Genomic DNA, 18,187 nt, shown 5'->3' with positions numbered 1-18,187 from the left:
GGCTGGTGGGCCGTGCTGGGTACCCTGCCCTGGTGTTGACGCCCGACCTCCCGCTCAAGACCGAGCGGCTGGAGCTGCGGCCGTTCCGGCCGTCGGACCTGGCCGACCTGCACGGCTACTTCGCCGATCCCGCCGCGCACCGCTACCTCTACAGCGAGGCCCCGGCGGATCTCGACGGCACCCGGGCGGTGCTGGCCCGGCGGCAGGAGCGGACCGCCCTGCGGGACAAGGGCGACGCGATCCAACTGGCGGCGGTGCTGCGGCGGACCGGGCAACTCGTCGGCGACGTGGTGCTGGCCTGGGCCGAACCGGAGCACCGGCAGGGCGAGATCGGCTACCTGCTGCACCCCGACCACCGGGGGCACGGGTACGCCACCGAGGCGGCGACGGCAATGCTGGCGCTCGCCTTCGACCGGTTCGACCTGCACCGCGTGGTCGGCCGGCTGGACGCCCGGAACACCGCCTCGGCCCGGGTCCTGGAACGGTTGGGGATGCGGCGCGAGGCACACCTGCGGGAGAACGAGTTCGTCAAGGGCGAATGGGCCGACGAGGTGATCTACGCGATGCTGGCCCGGGACTGGCGGGCCCGCTGACCGCCCGCTGACCGTCCGGTGCCCGCCCGCTGACCGTCCGGTGCCCGCCCGGGGCGACCGGGCGGGCACGGCGATCGAGTCGTGGCGGGCGGTGGTCAGCCGATGCCGTGGCCGGCCATCGGCGGCAGCGGGCAGTGCAGCAGACCGCAGATCGTCCGCAGCAGCTCGATCTCGGGCACGGTCATCATCCCGTCGTGGCTGATCACCGCCACGGTGGCCGCCACCAGCCGTTCCTTGTCGCCCGGGCGCAGCCCGTCCAGCACCGGCCAGGCGGTCTCCAGGGCCAGCACGCCGTTCTCCGGCGGCGCGTACGGCAGGGTGGTGCCGGGCAGCAGCGTGGCGATGCCGGCCTGGAACGCCTGTTCGGCGGCGGCCCGATCGGCGTGACCCACCTGGGCGAGCGTGGCCAGCAGGAAGGCCGCCGCCGAGCGGGCATCGGTGAGCGAGCGCCGGTCGGTACGCCAGCGGGAGTCCGGCCGTAGCGCCTCCTGAAGCTCGGCCAGCAGCAGCCGGGAGAGGCAGTACTCGGACACGTCGATCGCGCCGTCGGCGTGGATCAGGGTGAACACGGCCGCCATCAGCGACTCCAGCTCCGGACCCGGGCGGGCGCGCAGCGCCGGGAAGGTCAGCTCGGCCAGCGGCAGCCGGAGCGTGGGGTGCAGCCCGGCCAGGTCGTCCGCCTCCCGCAGGGCGGCGTCGGCCAGGTCGCGGCCGTGCCGGTCGGCGAGCGCGGCGTACTGGTGCTGCCGGATCTCCGGTTCGGCGCTGAGCAGCAGGCCGAGCAGCAGCGGTACGGCCGCGTCCCGGTTGCGGGCCCGGTCGAGCAGCGGGTCCGGGATCCGGTCGAGGATCGCCGCGGCGTGGGTGTAGGCGGTCTCGGTCGGGGCGGCCACCCGGCCCAGCACCTCGGTCGGCGCGACGCGTACCCGGGCATCGTGCTCCGGAAGCGCCGGCCGGCCGGACACCGGCGGCGCGGGCTGACCGGGCGCGGGCGGTGCCAGGCCGAGCGCGACGTCCTCCTGCCGGCCCGACGGCGGTGCCGCCGCCCACTGCTGGGACAGTCGCTGCAGCTCGGCCGGATCGAACGACGGCTCCAGTGCCCGGATCCGGTCGGCCAGCGGGGGATGGGTGGCGAACCAGGACGCCCGGGCCGCCTCGCCGAAGAGCATGTGCCCCACCTCGTCGCGCTTCGGCGACTTCAGTTCGGAGCCGTCGGTCAGGCCGCCGATCTTCTTCAGCGCCCCGGCGATGCCCCGGGTCTGGCGGGTGTACTGCACGGCCGAGGCGTCGGCGAGGTACTCCCGTTGGCGGGACACCGAGGCCTGGATGAGGCGCCCGGCGAGGACCCCGACGTACCCGGCCACCAGCAGCGCCAGCCCCACCAGCATCAGCGGGTTGATGCCGCCGCCGCTGTTGTTGTTGCTGCGTTGCCGCCCGCCGCCGAGGAGGCCGACGCGGGCCATCCCCCGGCCGATCACGGTCAGGAACAGGATGCCGAACAGCAGGCCCATCAGCCGAATGTTGAGTCGCATGTCCCCGTTCACCACGTGGGCGAACTCGTGGGCGATGACCCCCTGGAGTTCGTCGCGGTTGAGCCGCTGCAACGCGCCCCGGGTGACCGCGACGGCGGCGTCGGACGGGCTCCAGCCGGCGGCGAAGGCGTTGATCGCGGTCTCCTCCGGCAGGAGGTAGACCTCGGGGACGGGTACGCCGGAGGCCAGCGCCATCTCCTCGACCACGTTGCGCAGCCGGCGCAGCTCCGGGTCGGTGGTGTCCGCCGGCACCGGCACCCCGCCCAGCTCACGGGCCACCTTCCCACCCCCGCCGCGCAGCGTCAGGGTACGCACCAGCGCGGCCAGCCCGATCGCCACGACGGTGGCCACGGTGACCAGGGCCACGAATCCGGCGAGCTGTGGCGGGTTGCCGGAGGTGGCGTTGAACGCGAACACCGCCGCGAGGTTCACCACCACCACGATGCCGACCACGGCCAGCACGAACAGCAGCACCAGCCGGGTCGACAGCCGGCGTACCTGGCGCTGCCGTTCGAAGAAGTTCATCTGCGCTCGAGCCTCAGAACGAGACCTGCGGGGCCTGGCGCTGCTGCGGGTCGTCCGGCTGGAACAGCGCCGCCGGCCCGAACGAGAACATCCCCGCGACCATGCTGGACGGGAAGACCTCGCGCTTGTTGTTGTAGGCCATCACCGCGTCGTTGTACGCCTGCCGGGCGAACGCGACCCGGTTCTCCGTCGAGGTCAGTTCCTCCGACAGCTGCATCATGTTCTGGTTGGCCTTGAGGTCCGGGTACGCCTCGGAGAGCGCGAACAGCCGGCCCAGCGTGGCGGTGAGCATGTTCTCCGCGCCGCTGAGCTGCTGCATGGCGGCCGGGTCGCCGGGGGCTGCCGCGGCGGCGGCCTGCGCGTTGACGGCGGCGGTCCGGGCGGAGATCACCGCCTCCAGCGTCTCCCGCTCGTGCTTGAGGTAGCCCTTGGCGGTCTCGACCAGGTTGGGGATGAGATCGTGCCGGCGGACCAGTTGCACGTCGATCTGGGCGAACGCGTTGCGGTAGCCGTTGCGGGCCCGGACCAGCCCGTTGTAGATCGAGACGCCGAAGCCGAGTACCGCCACGACGATCAACACCAGACACAACAATCCGATGATCAGTTCCACGGCCGCTCCCTCGTTAGGCGTCGGATCTGCCGCCGACGATCGTACGTTCACCCGTCCAGACCTGCCCATCCTCGGTACGCCGCCCGAGGTCGGGTACGCCGCCGGGGGTGCCGGACAGCGGGGCGTGGGCGGGACCCCCGTGCGTCCCGCCCACGATGCCGGCCTCGGTCAGCGCGCGGCCCGGCGCGCCTTGATCACGCTGTCGATCACGTCCCAGACCGTGACCACGATGATCACTACGACGCTGATCCTGGCGACGATGTCGAGACCGCCGTCGCGCAGCCAGGCGAACCGGTCGACGAACGCGGGGTTGAGCAGCCGGTCGTCCCGCAGCAGCCAGATCGCCGGCACGGCGAAGGCCAGGTTGAGTAGGGCGTTGACACCGACCAGCGGCCAGGTCCACCGGTGGGCCCGATACTTGGCGATCTCCAGGCCGATGCTGGCGACCAGGACGGCGAGGAACACCGGAATCCAGGACGCCCAGAGCGCCGGGTCGAGGATCGGCAACCGGTCGCCGTCGCCGATCACCGTCTGGAACTGTTGCCACGGCAGGAACGCGATGGTCAGCACCAGGAACACGATCGAGGCGCAGGCATCGATGAGCTTGATGTCCCGTTCGACGGGCTCGTCGGGGAGTTGGTCGACGTTCCACTCAGGCAGGTTCAGCGGGGTGCCCAGCCGTTCCATCACCGCGAAGACCGCCGTCACCCAGAAGGCGATCTGCACCGCGACGTTGAAGGCCGTGCTCACGCCCGCGCCGATGGCATTGCCCGGGTTGTCGCTGGTGGTGGCGGTGACCACCCCCACCACCACGCCGACGATGGCGGGGACGATGCTGAGCAGCACGATCAGCAGGCGCTGCCAGACCAGGTAGTAGGCGGGGCCGATGAGCTGGAGACGACGGTCGGCATACCGGGCGGCGAGCTGGGCCGGGTCGCCCAGCTCGTTGAGCACCTCGCGTTCGGCCCCTGCGGCGTCCTGCCCATCGGCGGTCCGGCCCTCGATCATGTCCGCGATCGAGGCGCGCAGCTCGGTGGCGATCTCCTCGCGGCGGGGGGCCGGCACGGAGCGCAGCGTCGCGGTGAGGTAGCGATCGGTCAGGGAGGTCGTCATCGGGGGGCTCCTTCGATCAACGTGGCCAGGGAGGTCTGTACGGCGGCGAGGTCGTCGAGCATCCGGTCGAGTGCCTGCTCGCCGGCCTCGCTGGTGCGGTAGAACTTGCGCGGCCGGCTCTCCTCGGTGTTCCACTCACTGGTCAGGAGCCCTTGCTCCTCCAGCCGCCGCAGCAGTGGGTAGAGGGTGTTGGCGTCGACCGGGAAGCCGTGCCCGGTGAGCCGTTGCAGCAGTGCGTAGCCGTAGTCGGGTCGGCGCAGGGCGACCAGGCTGGCCACCACCACCGTGCCGCGGCGTAGTTCCTGGAGGTGTGTCCGGAGGACGTCGTCGCTGCCCATGTGTCACACGATACTGTGCGCCACACACTATTGTCTAGCGCGCAATAGTGTCTGCCACCCGACATAGTGTCGGCCGCAGAGCTTCACGTCACAGACTAAAACTTTGCAGAGACTGCACCTTTAGCCCTAGGGTTCCTCCGTGACCTCGGACGACACGACGCTGGGCCGGCGGGACCGGAAGAAGCGGCAGACCCGCGCCGCCCTCGCCACCGCCGCGCTGCGCCTGGTCGCCGAACGCGGCCTCGACCAGGTGACGGTCGAGGAGATCAGCGAGGCAGCCGACGTCTCCGCGCGGACGTTCTTCAACTACTTCCCGACGAAGGACGACGCCCTGGTGGGCGACACCGAGGCCGACCGGGACGGGGTGCTGCGCGCCCTCGCCGCCGTGCCCACCGAGCAACCCGCGCTGGAGGCGCTCCGGCGAGCCCTCGCCGAGGTGGTCGACGAAGTGCAGGGCGACGCCGAGCTGTGGCTGCTGCGGATGCGCGTGGTGATGCAGCACCCCGTGCTGCTGGCCCGCCTGGTCTCCGGCAACGCCGCCACCGAACAGGCGCTGGTCGAGGCCGTCGCCGCGCGTACCGGCCTGCCGCCCGACGACGCGTACCCCACCCTCGTCGTGGCCGTCGCCGGGGCGGCCCTGCGTACCGCGATGGTCCGATGGGCGGCCAGCGACGGCGGCCGCTCCCTCGGCGCGCTGCTCGACGAGGCGTTCGCCGCCGTCGCCGCCGGCCTGCCCGACCCCCGCACCGGCTGACCACCGCGCGATTCGGGGCCACCCGAGCCGCGCGCCACCGCCACCGACTCCGTCCCACAAACCCTGGCGCGACCGCGCCGAGGGCAGAACCACCCGTGAGGAATGCGTTCCATGACCGCAATGACCGAGCCGATCGACGCGCCCGAGGCGGCCGCCGACCGGATGTCCCGCCGGGAGGTCCTCCAGGCCCTCTCGGGGCTGATGGTGGGCATGTTCGTGGCGATTCTCGCCTCGACCGTGGTGGCGAACGCGCTGCCCCGCATCATCGCCGACCTGCACGGCAGCCAGACCGTCTACACCTGGATCGTCACCACCGAACTGCTGGCCATGACCGCCACCGTGCCGCTGTGGGGCAAGATGGCCGACCTCTACAGCAAGAAGCTGCTCATCCAGCTCTCCCTCGGCCTGTTCGTGGTCGGCTCGCTGATCGCCGGGCTCACCCCGAACGTCGAGGTGCTGCTGTTCAGCCGGGTCGTGCAGGGCATCGGCGCCGGCGGCATGACCGCCCTGGCGATGATCGTGATGGCGGCGATGATCCCGCCGCGCGAACTGGGCCGCTACGCCGGCATCTTCGGCGCCGTCTTCGGCGTCGGCACCATCGCCGGCCCGCTCATCGGCGGCGTCCTGGTGGACACCTCCTGGCTGGGCTGGCGCTGGTGCTTCCTGATCGGGGTGCCGTTCAGCATCCTGTCGATCGTCCTGCTCCAGCGCACCCTGCACCTGCCGGTCATCCGCCGCAAGGTACGCATCGACTGGGCCGGCGCGGCGCTGATCATCGCCGGGGTGTCCACCCTGCTGGTCTGGTCGTCGCTGGCCGGACACAAGTTCGCCTGGGCCTCCGGCTGGACCGCCCTGATGGTCATCGGCGGCCTGGCGCTGCTGGTGGCCGCCGTCTGGGTCGAGGCGCGGGTGCCCGAGCCGATCATCCCGCTGAAGATCTTCCGCAGCCGCACCGTCGCGCTGACCACCATCGCCAGCGTGCTGGTCGGCGTCGCCCTCTTCGGCGGCACGGTGTTCCTGTCCCAGTACTTCCAGACCTCGCTGGGCAAGTCGCCGACCATCGCCGGCCTGATGAGCCTGCCGATGATCCTCGGCCTGCTGGTCTCGTCCACGGTCGCCGGCCAGCTCATCACGAAGTACGGCCGGTGGAAGGCGTACCTGGTGGCCGGGGCCGCCGTGATGACCGTCGGCATGCTGCTGCTGGGCACCATCGACGCCGGCACCCCGATGCCGCTGCTGTTCAGCTACATGGCGGTGCTCGGCATCGGCGTCGGCATGCTCATGCAGAACCTGGTGCTGGCGGCACAGAACGACGTGCCCGCCCACGAGCTGGGCGCGGCCACCTCCGTGCTGACCTTCTTCCGCAGCATGGGCGGCGCGATCGGCGTCAGCGCCCTCGGCGCCGTGCTGGCCAACCGGGTCACCAGACTGATGACCGAGCAGCTCGGACCGGCCGCCGGAGCCACCGACGGCGGTACCACCGAGGTGCCCGACCTGGCCGCGCTGCCCGAGCCGGTGCTGCGGATCGTGCAGGACGCGTACGCCGCCGCCACCTCGGAGCTGTTCCTCATCGGCGCGCCGATCGCGTTCCTCGCCCTGCTCACGGTGCTGTTCATCCGGGAGAAGCCGCTGCACACCGTCAGCGGCGACGAGCGGGCCCGCCAGGAGGCCACGCTGACCTCCGCCCACTGACCGCACCCGACGCGGGGCACCCGGCCACCCGGGCGCCCCGCGTCGTCGGTTCCAGGAGCCCTGCCCCCGTCGCCCAGCAGGCAGGCGGATAGCTCCACCTGACGCCGAACGCCGCCGCCGCGAACTGCCGACGTCGTCCGTGCCAACATCGCCGTATGTCGGGTCGAGGTGGTCCAGCGCTCACCGCGGTCGCCCTCGCCTATGCGGTCTCCTCGATGGGCGACCAGATCGCGCTGGTGGCGTTGACCCTGCGGTTCTACGAGCATGGCGCCTCGGGCATCCTGATATCCGCCCTGGTCGTGGCGGGGGTGCTACCGGTCGTGGTGATCGGTCCACTCGCCGCGCCCCTGATCGACCGCATGGAGAGCCGGCGCCTGATCATGGTCGCCACCCTGGCGCAGGCCCTCGTCGTGGTGGTGATCGCGCTCACCGACCACGTCGCCGTCACGCTGGTGCTCGTGGCGGCGCTGGGTGCGGGGCTCGCCATCGTCTCGCCGGCGCTGTTGCTCCTGGTGCCGGCAATCACCGGCGAAGAGCGGGTGGCCCACGGGTACGGGCGCATGGAAGCCTTCCGGGCGGTCGGGAACGCCGTCGGGCCGGCTCTGGCCGGGGTGCTGGTGGCAGCGTTCGGCAGCCGGGTCGCCCTGCTGGCCGACGCGGGGACGTTCGTGCTGACGGCCGTGGTGCTCGCCGTCGTGGCGGTACGCCGGGAACCAGTCCCCGCCGCCCGCCCACGCTGGTCGCAGCAGGTGCGGGAAGGCGTCACCGTGCTCGGCCGCAACCGCCTGCTGGCCACCGCCATCTCGGCGTTGGCCGCCGCCGTCGTCTTCACCGCGACCATGGGCGTCGCCCGGGTGTTCTTCGCCCGCGAGGACCTCGGCACGACGAACATCGGCTACGGGCTGGTGGTGACGGCCCATGCCGTCGGGATGGTCGCGGCGTCGGTCCTCCTCGCACCTCGCGTGCCGGTGGCCGCGCAGCCCCGCGTACTGGCGGGAGCCGGACTCCTCATGGGCCTCGCGCTGACGGTGGTCGCCACCATCCCCGTCCTGGCCGTGGCGCTCGTCGGCTTCGTGCTCACCGGGGTCGCCAACGCCATGCAGAGCCTGGCCATCAGGAACCTCGTCCACGCCGAGGTGCCCGCCGAGGTACGCGGTCGTGCCTTCGCGTCCGCGTCGGCAGTCCTCAACGGCGCCAATCTCTCGGGTACGGCGCTCGGCGGCCCGGCGGTCGTCCTCCTCGGCGGAGCCACGAGCCTTCTGGTGGCCGGCCTCGGCACGGTCCTGGCGACCCTTGCCGCAGCACCAGCCCTGCTCAGCCGGCGTTCCGCCGCAGCAGCCACCCAGGATCCCGGACTGTCCTCACCGCGTGCCGCACAACCCAAGGACCGCACGCAAGCCGCTGGTGATCGGCGCTAACCGATCAAATGGAGCGGCTGCTCGGAGCGGGGGCATCGAGATACTGGGTGTACGGCTGCCCTTGACGGGTGTGGTGCGTATGGCGTGGGTCAGGCGCGTGGGCCGGTCTCCTTGGTCAGGCTGACGAAGTCCGCCCAGGAAGTCGGCGCGAAGGTCGCCGTCCGCCGTCGCGGTTCTCGTTGTGTCGCGGGGAGCGAGGACGACGCTGGGCAGATTGTCGGCATCTCCGACTACACCTGGTCCAGATCTTGGACAGTTTCCGTTCCGCGAGAACGGTAACTGTCCAAGATCTCCCGCCTGGAGCGGTGCGCCGATCGCGTTCCTTGCTCTGGTCGCGGTGTTGTTCACCGGGAGAAGGTGCTGCACACCGTCAGCGGCGACGAGTGGGCCCGCCAGGAGGCGACGCTGCAGGCCGTCCACGTGGGTCCGTAGCTGGCGGCCGTACGCGCACGCGAAAGCCCCCGGCCAGTTGTGCCGGGGGCTTCTGTTTTGCGTGGTCAGGGGCGTGAACCGATCACCCTCGCCAAGCTGACGAAGTTCGCCCAGGAAGTCGGCGCGAAGGTCAGCGTCCCACCGTCGCGGTTCTTGGTGTCGCGGACGAGGACGACGCCGGGCAGGTTGTCGGCGACCTCGACGCAGTCACCTCCATTGCCGCCACTTCTGGTGCTCTTCCGCCACTGCGCGCCGCTCAGGTCCATGATCGTGCCGCTTCTTTCAGGAGGTCCAGGGTTCGCCCGCGAGGGAGTGCCTCGCCCCGGATGCGTTCCCAACTCCGTTCGAGCGTAGCAATCTCCGATACCTGGTCCACGATTTGCGCCTGCGTCTGGCTGTCGACGTGCGCGACGCGAGTGCCGCCGGGCATATCGGCGATGGTGAACGGCCCGTCCAGTCCCGGGTAGCTAGGCGCGTCGATCGGGACGACATGCAGTTGCACGTTCGGCAGATCGGCGCACGCGAGGAGGTGCGCAAGTTGGGCTGCCATGAGCGCTCGGCTCCCTCCCACCGCCCTGCGGAGGACGCCTTCGTCCAGCACGGCGACAAGCAGCGGCCCGCCTTCGCGGCTGAGGATCGCCTGTCGACTGATTCGTGCGGCGACCAACTCGTCTACTGCGTTGGCCGTAAGCACTCCACCCACCAACGTCGCCCGCGCGTACGCATCGGTCTGGAGTAGGCCGGGTATCCAGGCGAGCTGAAAGGCGCGCAGGGTGAGCGCCTCGCGTTCGATGTCGACCCAGGGCCGGAACCAGACCGGCTCTCGCCGCTTGATTGTGTCCGGCCAGAGAGCATCGACATCTTTCCCGAGCAGGTTTGCGACGGTGGCGCGATGGCGGCTCTGCGGGATGTGTCCGGGGTTTGCCCATCGGGCCACGGTCTTCGGGTGCACACGGAGCTGATCGGCCAGGCTCTCGGCGGTGTGACCAGCCTCAGCGAGCGCGGCGACAAATGCGTGATTCATGCCTGCGCCTCCCCAGAACAAAACAACTGTCCGAAAGAGATTAGACAACGCTGTGTGATTGTCCGGCAACCCTCGGAATGGTGGCTGGTAGACGGCGTGAGCCGGTGGAGGTGCAGGAGCCCGCTGGCCGCGTTCGTACTGGGGGCCGCTCTGGGCGAGCATCCGCGGCGGCCCCCTCCCAGCATCCGCGAAGGAGGTCGGCCAGTGCGGATCCGGTTCTGGCGCAGCGCCCGGCAGGCATCGGCAGGGGAGGTGCCGCTCGCCTGGAACGAGCCGACGCGCGTCCTGCGCCCGATCATGCCCGACCCGCGTCGGGTAATCCTGCCGCCTCTCGTGCCAGGGCCGGGCCGTGCTGGCAACCTCACGCCGGCCCAGGCGGCCCGCGCGGCACATTCAGAAGGGCGGCGCCGGCGGTGAGCACGACGCGCCCGCACCTGCCGGGCCGACCGCACTGGCGCTGTCGCGCGTGCGGTGCCCACTGGCCGTGCCAGCCCGCCAAGCTCGGGCTCCTCCGCGAGTACGCTGGCCACACTCTCGCCCTCATCTTCTACCTGGTGACCGCGATGCGCGAAGCCGAAGAAGACATGATCAAACTTGGGCTCGCGCCCGACCTGGCCGCGATGAATGTCCGCTTCATGCGGTGGATCTCCCGCCGGTACGGGCACGCCGGCAGCCGGGAGGTGGTGAAGCCGAGTGAACGTTCGTCCGGCGGCCGCGCGTTCCGGCCGGCGTACGCATGATCCGCGACACCTCGTCGGTGTCGCCGCGCGGCACGCTGGAGCCGGCTCCGGCGGCGGCGATAGGGTGGGTCGACCGACTCGATCAGCCGACCCGGGGGGCCTCCGCATGGGCGATTCGTTCGCGCATCTGCACGTGCACACGGAGTATTCGATGCTCGACGGAGCAGCCCGCCTCAAGGACCTGTTCGCCGAGGTCAAGCGGCAGGGAATGCCGGCGGTGGCGATGACCGACCACGGCAACATGCACGGCGCGAACGACTTCTACAAGCAGGCGATGGCGGCCGGCGTCACCCCGATCCTCGGCATCGAGGCGTACGTGGCGCCGGAGTCGCGGTTCCACAAGAAGCGGGTGCGCTGGGGTCGGCCGGAACAGAAGAGCGACGACGTCTCCGGTAGCGGTGGCTACACGCACAAGACGATCTGGGCGCGCAACAAGACCGGTCTGCACAACCTCTTCACGCTCACCTCGAAGGCGTACACCGACGGCTACTTCGTCAAGTGGCCCCGGATGGACACCGAACTGCTCGCCGAGTACGCCGACGGCCTGATGGCCACCACTGGTTGCCCGTCCGGCGAGGTGCAGACCCGGCTGCGGCTCGGCCACGACGCGCAGGCCCTCGAAGCCGCCGCGAAGTACCAGGACATCTTCGGCAAGGAGAACTACTTCCTGGAGCTGATGGACCACGGCCTGGACATCGAGAAGCGGGTCCGGGACGGGCTGCTGGAGATCGGCCGCAAGCTGGACATCCGGCCGGTGGTCACCAACGACTCGCACTACACGCACGAGGCGCAGTCCGAGGCGCACGACGTGTTGCTGTGCGTGCAGACCGGCAGCAACGTCGCCGATCCGAACCGGTTCAAGTTCGGCGGCAGCGGCTACTACATCAAGTCCGCCGACGAGATGCGCGGCGTGGACGGCTCCGACGTCTGGCTGGAGGGCTGCCGCAACACGCTGCTGGTGGCCGAGCGGGTCGACCCGGCCGGCATGTTCGAGTTCCACAACCTGATGCCGCGCTTCCCGGTGCCCGAGGGGGAGACCGAGGAGTCCTGGTTCCGCAAGGAGACCTTCGCCGGCCTGGCCCGCCGCTACCCGCAGGGCATCCCCGAGGGGCACGTGGTGCAGGCCGAGTACGAACTGGGCGTCATCATCCAGATGGGCTTCCCGTCGTACTTCCTCGTGGTCGCCGACTTCATCCAGTGGGCCAAGAACCAGGGCATCGCGGTCGGTCCGGGCCGTGGCTCGGCGGCCGGTTCGCTGGTCGCGTACGCCCTGGGCATCACCGACCTGGACCCGATCCCGCACGGGCTGATCTTCGAGCGGTTCCTCAACCCCGAGCGCGTCTCCATGCCGGATGTCGACATCGACTTCGACGAGCGTCGGCGCGGTGAGGTGATCAAATACGTCACCGACAAGTGGGGCGAGGACAAGGTCGCGCAGATCGCCACCTTCGGCACCATCAAGGCGAAGGCCGCGATCAAGGACTCGGCGCGGGTGCTCGGCTACCCGTACGCGGTGGGCGACCGGATCACCAAGGCCATGCCGCCAGCCGTGATGGGCAAGGACATCCCCCTCGAAGGCATCTTCGACCCGAAGCACCCCCGGTACGCCGAGGCCGGCGAGATCCGGGGCATGTACGAGTCCGAGGCCGACGTCAAGAAGGTCATCGACACCGCCCGGGGCATCGAGGGGCTGATCCGGCAGACCGGTGTGCACGCCGCCGGCGTGATCATGTCCGCCGAGCCGATCATCGAGCACATCCCGCTGATGCGCCGGGACTCCGACGGGGTCATCATCACCCAGTTCGACTACCCGACGTGCGAGTCGCTCGGGCTGTTGAAGATGGACTTCCTCGGCCTGCGCAACCTGACCATCATCGATGACGCGGTGAAGAACATCCAGCTCAACCACGGCAAGGAGCTGGACCTGCTGGCGTTGCCGCTGGACGACAAGCCCGCGTACGAGCTGCTGTCCCGGGGCGACACCCTGGGCGTGTTCCAGCTCGACGGCGGGCCGATGCGGTCCCTGCTGCGGATGATGAAGCCGGACAACTTCGAGGACATCTCGGCCGTCCTCGCTCTGTACCGTCCCGGCCCGATGGGCGTGGATTCGCACACCAACTACGCGTTGCGCAAGAACAAGCTCCAGGAGATCACCCCGATCCACCCGGAGCTGGAGGAACCGCTGCGGGAGATCCTCGCCCCCACCTACGGCCTGATCGTCTACCAGGAGCAGGTGCAGCGCGCCGCGCAGATCCTCGCCGGATACACGCTCGGCCAGGCCGACCTGCTGCGCCGGGCGATGGGCAAGAAGAAGAAGGAGATCCTCGACAAGGAGTTCGGCCCGTTCCGGGACGGCTGCCGCGAACACGGCTACTCCGACGAGGCCATCCAGAAGGTCTGGGACGTGCTGGTCCCGTTCGCCGGGTACGCCTTCAACAAGGCGCACTCGGCCGCGTACGGGCTGGTGTCGTACTGGACGGCGTACCTGAAGGCGCACTACCCGGCCGAGTACATGGCGGCGCTGCTGACCTCGGTCGGCGACGACAAGGACAAGATGGCCATGTACCTGTCGGAGTGCCGGCGGATGGGCATCCAGGTGCTGCCGCCGGACGTGAACACCTCGGCCGGGCCGTTCACCCCGGTCGGCAAGGAGATCCGCTTCGGTCTCGGCGCGATCCGCAACGTCGGCGCGAACGTGGTCGCCGCGATCATGCGGTGCCGCGACGAGAAGGGCGAGTACGCCGACTTCTACGACTTCCTGTCCAAGGTGGACGCGGTGGTCTGCAACAAGAAGACCATCGAATCCCTGATCAAGGCCGGCGCCTTCGACGTGATGCGACACCCCCGCAAGGGGCTGCTTGCGGTGCACGCCGACGCCATCGACGCGTACGCCGACGTCAAACGCAAGGAGGCCGTCGGTCAGTACGACCTGTTCGGCGCGGGCTTCGGCGAGACCGAGACCGCGTCCAACAGCACCGTCATGCCGACCATCGGCGAGGGGGAGTGGGACAAGCGGGACAAGCTCGCCTTCGAACGCGAGATGCTCGGTCTGTACGTCTCCGACCACCCGCTGTTCGGCCTGGAACACGTCCTCGGCGCGGCGGCCGACTGCACCATCGCCGCCCTGTCCGAGGAGGGCACCGTGCCCGACGGCGCGGTGGTCACCCTCGCCGGCATCCTCTCCGGCGTGCAGCGGCGGGTCACCAAGCAGGGCCGGGCGTGGGCTTCGGCCACCCTGGAGGACCTGGCCGGTGGGGTGGAGACCCTGTTCTTCCCGAACACCTACGAGGTGATCGGGCAGTACATCGCCGAGGACGCGATCGTGGTGGTCAAGGGGCGGGTCGACCGGCGCGACGACACCCCCCGCATCATGGCGATGGACATGTCGCTGCCCGACGTCAGCACCAGTGCGGCCAACAAGCCGGTCACCCTCACCATCCCGGTGACCCGGTGCACCCCGCCGCTGGTGGAACGGCTCAAGGAGACCCTGGTGCTGCACCCGGGCGACGCCGAGGTGCACGTCAAGCTGCTCAACGGCAGCCGGACCACCACCTGGCGGCTCGGTCCGGTGCGGGTGGCGGCGACCACCGCCCTGATGGCCGACCTGAAGAGCGTCTTCGGCCCGGCCAACGTCAGCTGATCCGGGCGGCCGGTCGGACCGCCCGGCGCCCGGTCAGATCGCGCGGTACTCCATCTCCGGGCGGCCGGGCGTACCGTAGCGCGGCGTCCGTCGGGCCCGCTCGACCGTCACCAGGTACTCCAGATACCGCCGGGCGGTCACCCGGGAAACTCCGGTCCGGTGGGCCACCTCGTTCGCGGAGCGGCCCGCGTCGGTGGTGAGCGCGCCGAGCACCGAGTGCAGCGTCTGCTCGTCCAGCCCCTTGGGCAGGGTCTGCCCGCTGGTGCCGCGCAGCGTGGCGAACATCCGGTCCACCTCGTGCTGCGCGGCCACCTCGCCGGCCGCGAGGGCCTGCCGCCGGTAGTCGGCGTACCGCTCCAGTTTGTCGCGGAACGCCGCGAAGGTGAACGGCTTGAGCAGGTAGTGGGTCACCCCCAGAGCGACCGCCGTGCGGACTGCGGCCAGGTCGCGGGCGGAGGTCACGGCCAACACGTCCACGTTGCTGCCGGCCGCCCGCAACGCCCGGCACACCTCCAGCCCGGGCAGGTCGGGCAGCCGGAAGTCGAGCAGCACCAGGTCGACGTCCGCGCCGCCGTTGCGGCGCAGCACGGCCATCGCCTGCCGCGCGGTGTGCGCCACGTCGACCACCACGAAGCCCGGCACCCGTTCGGCGTACGCCCGGTGCGCCTCGGCCAGCAGCGGCTCGTCCTCGACCACCAGCACCCGGATCGCGGTCACCCGACCTCCTCCGGGATCGGCAGCCGGACGGCGAACCGGGTGCCGCCGCCCTCGGCGGGGCCCACCTCGGTGTCACCGCCGTGGCGGTCGACCACCTGACCGACCAGGGCCAGGCCGAGACCGCGGCCGGTGCTCTTGGTCGACCAGCCCCGGCGGAACGCGTCGGCCACCCGGTCAGCCGCCAAACCCGGGCCGCTGTCGGAGACCCGGACCACCAGGTCGCCGCCGACCACACCGACGAAGACCTGGACCCGGCGCGGCGGAGCGGTACCGGCGACCGCCTCCAGGGCGTTGTCGACCAGGTTGCCGACCACGGTGAGCAGGTCGGTGGTGGGCAACGGGCTGCTGTCGAGCCGGCATTCCGGCTCGATCACCAGGTCGACGCCGCGTTCGGCGGCCTGGGCGGACTTGCCGAGCAGCAGGGCCGCCAGCGCGGGATCGGCGACCGCGCCGACCACCCGGTCGGTGAGCTGCTGCGCCAGCGCCAGGTCGCGGGTGGCCAGCTCCACCGCCTCCGCGGTACGCCCCAGTTCCACCAGCGTCAGCATCGTGTGCAGGCGATTCGCCGACTCGTGCATCTGTGCCTGGAGTGCGTCGGTCAACGCCCGGACCGAATCGAGTTCGCTGGTCAGGGCACGCAGGTCGGTCTGGTCCCGCAGGGTCAACACGGTACCCACGAGGTCGCCCTCGAAGCGTGCCTGGCGCTGGTTGGCCACCAGCACCCGGTCACCGGCGAGCACCGGCTCGTCGTACGCGTCCCGGCCGGTGGTCAGCAGGTCGGTCACCGCGGGCGGCAGGTCGAGCCCGGCCACCGGCCGGTCGACCAGGTCCGGTTCCGCGCCCAGCCGGAGCAGCCGGCGGCCCTCGTCGTTGACCAACGCCACCCGCCGATCGGTGGTGAGCACCACCAACCCCTCCCGCACCGAGTGCAGGACCGCGTCGTAGTACTCGTACATCCGGGTCATCTGGGCCGGTCCGAGGCCGCGGGTCTGCCGGCGCAGGCGACGGTTGAGCAGCCAGGCCCCGAAGCCGGCGACCGCGAGGGACGGTCCGGCGGCGCCGAGCAGCAGCGGCACCTGCTTCTCCAACCGCCGGTTGATCACCCGGGTGGTGAGGCCGACCGAGACCAGCCCGACGACCCGCCCGTCGCCGTCGCGTATCGGGGCGACCGCCCGCACCGACTCGCCGAGCGTGCCGACGTTTGTGGTGGTGAAGGCCCGGCCGGCCAACGCGGGTTCGATCTCGCCGAGGAACTTCTGGCCGATCTGTTCCGGGCTGGGATGGGAGTAGCGGGTCCGGTCCGGTGCCATCACCACCACGAAGTCCGTGCCGGTCTCCACCCGGGTCGCCTCGGCGTACGGCTGGAGGATGGCCGACGGGTCGGCCGAGCGCAGCGCGGCGCGTACGTCGGGGGAGCCGGCCACGGTCTTCGCCACCGCGAGCACCTCCTCCCGGGCGGCCTGCTCGGTGTCCGTACGGGCCAGCCAGAACGCTCCGCCCGCCGCCACCGCCACCAGCAGGACGATCACCGTGGCCTGGAGGGCGAAGAGCTGCCCCGCAATGCTCCACTGCCGTCGCGCCGCCACCACCGCTCCCGTTCCTCGTCCGCGTCGGTGGCCAGTGTCGCGCGCGGGTCGGAGCGGTATCGCCCGTGGGTCGCGGGGATGACCAGTATGACCACAAGGCTGTGGCTGGATGAGGCGCAGGTCACATTGTCGGCATGGACACCACCACCCCCGCCACCGCAGCGACGCCGGCCCGCTCCGCGCGTCGGGACCCCACCCGCTACCTCTACCTGGCGGTGATCGGCGCCGCGATCGCCGGCGTCGTCGTCGGTCTCACCGCCCCTGAGTTCGGTACGACGCTGAAGCCCCTCGGCACCGGATTCATCGCCCTGATCAAGATGATGATCAGCCCGGTGATCTTCTGCACCATCGTGCTCGGTGTCGGCTCCGTCCGGCAGGCGGCGAAGGTGGGCAAGGTCGGCGGGTTGGCGCTCGGCTACTTCCTGCTCATGTCGACCGTCGCGCTGGGCATCGGCCTGGTGGTCGGCAACATCATCCAGCCCGGTTCCGGCCTGAACCTGGACGCCGGCACGGCCGGTGCCGGCCAGGCCGCGGCCAGTGGGGAGAGCGCCGGGACGGTCGACTTCCTGCTCGGTGTCATCCCGACCTCGCTGCTCTCTGCCCTCACCGGGGGCGAGGTGCTGCAGACGCTGCTGGTCGCGCTGCTGGTCGGCTTCGCGGTGCAGGGCCTCGGTACCCGAGGTGAGCCGGTGCTGCGCGCGATCGGCGTCATCCAGCGGCTGGTCTTCAAGGTCCTCGCCATGATCATGTGGGTTGCCCCGATCGGTGCCTTCGGGGCCATGGCGGCGGTGGTGGGTGCGACCGGCGTCGACGCGTTGACCAGCCTCGCCCAGATCATGCTCGGCTTCTACCTCACCTGCCTGCTCTTCGTCGTGGTGGTGCTCGGCGCGCTGCTCTGGCTCGTCGCCCGGGTGAACATCTTCACGCTCATCCGCTACCTCGGGCGGGAGTTCCTGCTCATCGTCTCCACCTCGTCGTCGGAGTCGGCGCTGCCCCGGCTGATCGCCAAGATGGAGCACTTCGGGATCAGCAAGCCGGTCGTCGGGATCACCGTGCCGACCGGCTACTCGTTCAATTTGGACGGCACGGCGATCTACCTGACCATGGCGGCGCTGTTCGTGGCCGACGCGATGGGCAAGCCGATGTCGATCGGGGAGCAGGTCGGCCTGCTGCTGTTCATGATCATCGCGTCCAAGGGGGCGGCCGGGGTCACCGGCGCCGGGCTCGCCACCCTGGCCGGCGGCCTCCAGTCGCACCGACCGGACCTGCTCGACGGGGTCGGGCTGATCGTCGGCATCGACCGGTTCATGTCCGAGGCGCGGGCACTGACCAACTTCGCCGGCAACGCGGTCGCCACCGTCCTGGTCGGCACCTGGACCGGCGAGTTCGACCGCGAACAGGCCCGCGCGGTCCTCACCGGCCAGCGCCCCTTCGACGAAACCACCATGCTCGACGAGGACACCGACCCCACCC

15 protein-coding genes are annotated in these 18,187 nt (G+C 70.7%); 7 read left to right on the top strand and 8 right to left on the bottom strand.

Annotated elements, in window-relative coordinates:
- Positions 1-32 precede the first annotated feature (32 nt).
- Positions 33-593, top strand: coding sequence for a GNAT family N-acetyltransferase (locus tag C1I95_RS04030; protein WP_111212399.1), 561 nt, complete (start codon positions 33-35; stop codon positions 591-593).
- Positions 594-688: 95 nt separating this feature from the next.
- Here the strand turns inward: C1I95_RS04030 and C1I95_RS04025 are convergent, their stop codons facing one another.
- From C1I95_RS04025 to C1I95_RS04010, 4 genes are all read right to left on the bottom strand, one after another.
- The gene (locus C1I95_RS04025) at positions 689-2,650 is read right to left on the bottom strand and encodes a M48 family metallopeptidase (RefSeq protein ID WP_111212398.1); all 1,962 of its coding nucleotides are present in this window, start codon (positions 2,648-2,650) and stop codon (positions 689-691) included.
- A 13-nt stretch (positions 2,651-2,663) separates the two neighbouring features.
- Complete coding sequence (locus C1I95_RS04020; RefSeq protein ID WP_199523596.1) at positions 2,664-3,260, bottom strand: LemA family protein; 597 nt, start codon at positions 3,258-3,260, stop codon at positions 2,664-2,666.
- A gap of 168 nt (positions 3,261-3,428) precedes the next feature.
- On the bottom strand, positions 3,429-4,373 hold the full coding sequence (locus C1I95_RS04015) for an HAAS signaling domain-containing protein (RefSeq protein ID WP_111212397.1): 945 nt from the start codon (positions 4,371-4,373) through the stop codon (positions 3,429-3,431).
- Positions 4,370-4,711, bottom strand: a complete 342-nt coding sequence (locus C1I95_RS04010; protein ID WP_111212396.1) for a PadR family transcriptional regulator — start codon at positions 4,709-4,711, stop codon at positions 4,370-4,372. The genes C1I95_RS04015 and C1I95_RS04010 overlap by 4 nt, the downstream gene beginning before the upstream one ends.
- Positions 4,712-4,850: 139 nt before the next feature.
- Here C1I95_RS04010 and C1I95_RS04005 point away from each other — a divergent pair, with 139 nt between their 5' ends.
- From C1I95_RS04005 to C1I95_RS03995, 3 genes are all read left to right on the top strand, one after another.
- Complete coding sequence (locus C1I95_RS04005) at positions 4,851-5,465, top strand: acyl-CoA-like ligand-binding transcription factor (protein ID WP_111212395.1); 615 nt, start codon at positions 4,851-4,853, stop codon at positions 5,463-5,465.
- A gap of 111 nt (positions 5,466-5,576) precedes the next feature.
- Entirely contained in the window at positions 5,577-7,157 is a 1,581-nt protein-coding gene (locus C1I95_RS04000; protein ID WP_438941280.1) for an MDR family MFS transporter, read from the top strand.
- Between the two features lie 155 nt (positions 7,158-7,312).
- Complete coding sequence (locus C1I95_RS03995) at positions 7,313-8,575, top strand: MFS transporter (RefSeq protein WP_111212393.1); 1,263 nt, start codon at positions 7,313-7,315, stop codon at positions 8,573-8,575.
- Positions 8,576-9,072: 497 nt separating this feature from the next.
- Here the strand turns inward: C1I95_RS03995 and C1I95_RS03990 are convergent, their stop codons facing one another.
- Positions 9,073-9,273: a DUF397 domain-containing protein gene (locus tag C1I95_RS03990; RefSeq protein ID WP_111212392.1), complete on the bottom strand. Its 201-nt coding sequence runs from the start codon at positions 9,271-9,273 to the stop codon at positions 9,073-9,075.
- The gene (locus tag C1I95_RS03985; protein WP_111212391.1) at positions 9,264-10,031 is read right to left on the bottom strand and encodes a DUF5753 domain-containing protein; all 768 of its coding nucleotides are present in this window, start codon (positions 10,029-10,031) and stop codon (positions 9,264-9,266) included. Before C1I95_RS03985 ends, C1I95_RS03990 begins: the two co-directional genes overlap by 10 nt.
- A gap of 554 nt (positions 10,032-10,585) precedes the next feature.
- Between C1I95_RS03985 and C1I95_RS35675 the strand changes: the two genes are divergently transcribed.
- Together C1I95_RS35675 and dnaE are read left to right on the top strand one after the other, a co-directional pair.
- Positions 10,586-10,771 carry a hypothetical protein gene (locus C1I95_RS35675; protein ID WP_199523595.1) on the top strand — a complete coding sequence of 62 codons (186 nt, stop codon included), beginning with the start codon at positions 10,586-10,588 and terminating at the stop codon, positions 10,769-10,771.
- Positions 10,772-10,877: 106 nt separating this feature from the next.
- The gene (dnaE, locus tag C1I95_RS03975) at positions 10,878-14,411 is read left to right on the top strand and encodes a DNA polymerase III subunit alpha (protein ID WP_111212390.1); all 3,534 of its coding nucleotides are present in this window, start codon (positions 10,878-10,880) and stop codon (positions 14,409-14,411) included.
- Between the two features lie 33 nt (positions 14,412-14,444).
- Here dnaE and C1I95_RS03970 read toward each other — a convergent pair whose 3' ends face one another.
- Positions 14,445-15,128, bottom strand: a complete 684-nt coding sequence (locus tag C1I95_RS03970) for a response regulator (RefSeq protein ID WP_111212389.1) — start codon at positions 15,126-15,128, stop codon at positions 14,445-14,447.
- Positions 15,125-16,714 (bottom strand): ATP-binding protein, encoded by a 1,590-nt coding sequence (locus C1I95_RS03965; protein ID WP_111212428.1) that lies wholly within the window; start codon positions 16,712-16,714, stop codon positions 15,125-15,127. Before C1I95_RS03965 ends, C1I95_RS03970 begins: the two co-directional genes overlap by 4 nt.
- A 134-nt stretch (positions 16,715-16,848) precedes the next feature.
- Between C1I95_RS03965 and C1I95_RS03960 the strand changes: the two genes are divergently transcribed.
- Positions 16,849-18,187: cation:dicarboxylate symporter family transporter (locus tag C1I95_RS03960; RefSeq protein ID WP_111212388.1), on the top strand; the 1,339-nt coding region annotated here is incomplete at its 3' end.

It is taken from the genome of Micromonospora craterilacus, assembly GCF_003236315.1.
GTDB classification, from domain to species: domain Bacteria; phylum Actinomycetota; class Actinomycetes; order Mycobacteriales; family Micromonosporaceae; genus Micromonospora; species Micromonospora craterilacus.
This window is presented reverse-complemented; position numbering and strand designations above follow the sequence as displayed.

What these genes read in the sequence shown, in the direction of transcription:
- C1I95_RS04025 (WP_111212398.1), bottom strand. Translation starts at nt 2,650, where the DNA reads ATGAACTTCTTCGAACGGCAGCGCCAGGTACGCCGGCTGTCGACCCGG.
- C1I95_RS04000 (WP_438941280.1), top strand. Translation starts at nt 5,577, where the DNA reads ATGACCGCAATGACCGAGCCGATCGACGCGCCCGAGGCGGCCGCCGAC.
- C1I95_RS03995 (WP_111212393.1), top strand. Translation starts at nt 7,313, where the DNA reads ATGTCGGGTCGAGGTGGTCCAGCGCTCACCGCGGTCGCCCTCGCCTAT.
- C1I95_RS04015 (WP_111212397.1), bottom strand. Translation starts at nt 4,373, where the DNA reads ATGACGACCTCCCTGACCGATCGCTACCTCACCGCGACGCTGCGCTCC.
- C1I95_RS03985 (WP_111212391.1), bottom strand. Translation starts at nt 10,031, where the DNA reads ATGAATCACGCATTTGTCGCCGCGCTCGCTGAGGCTGGTCACACCGCC.
- dnaE (WP_111212390.1), top strand. Translation starts at nt 10,878, where the DNA reads ATGGGCGATTCGTTCGCGCATCTGCACGTGCACACGGAGTATTCGATG.
- C1I95_RS03990 (WP_111212392.1), bottom strand. Translation starts at nt 9,273, where the DNA reads ATGGACCTGAGCGGCGCGCAGTGGCGGAAGAGCACCAGAAGTGGCGGC.
- C1I95_RS04010 (WP_111212396.1), bottom strand. Translation starts at nt 4,711, where the DNA reads ATGGGCAGCGACGACGTCCTCCGGACACACCTCCAGGAACTACGCCGC.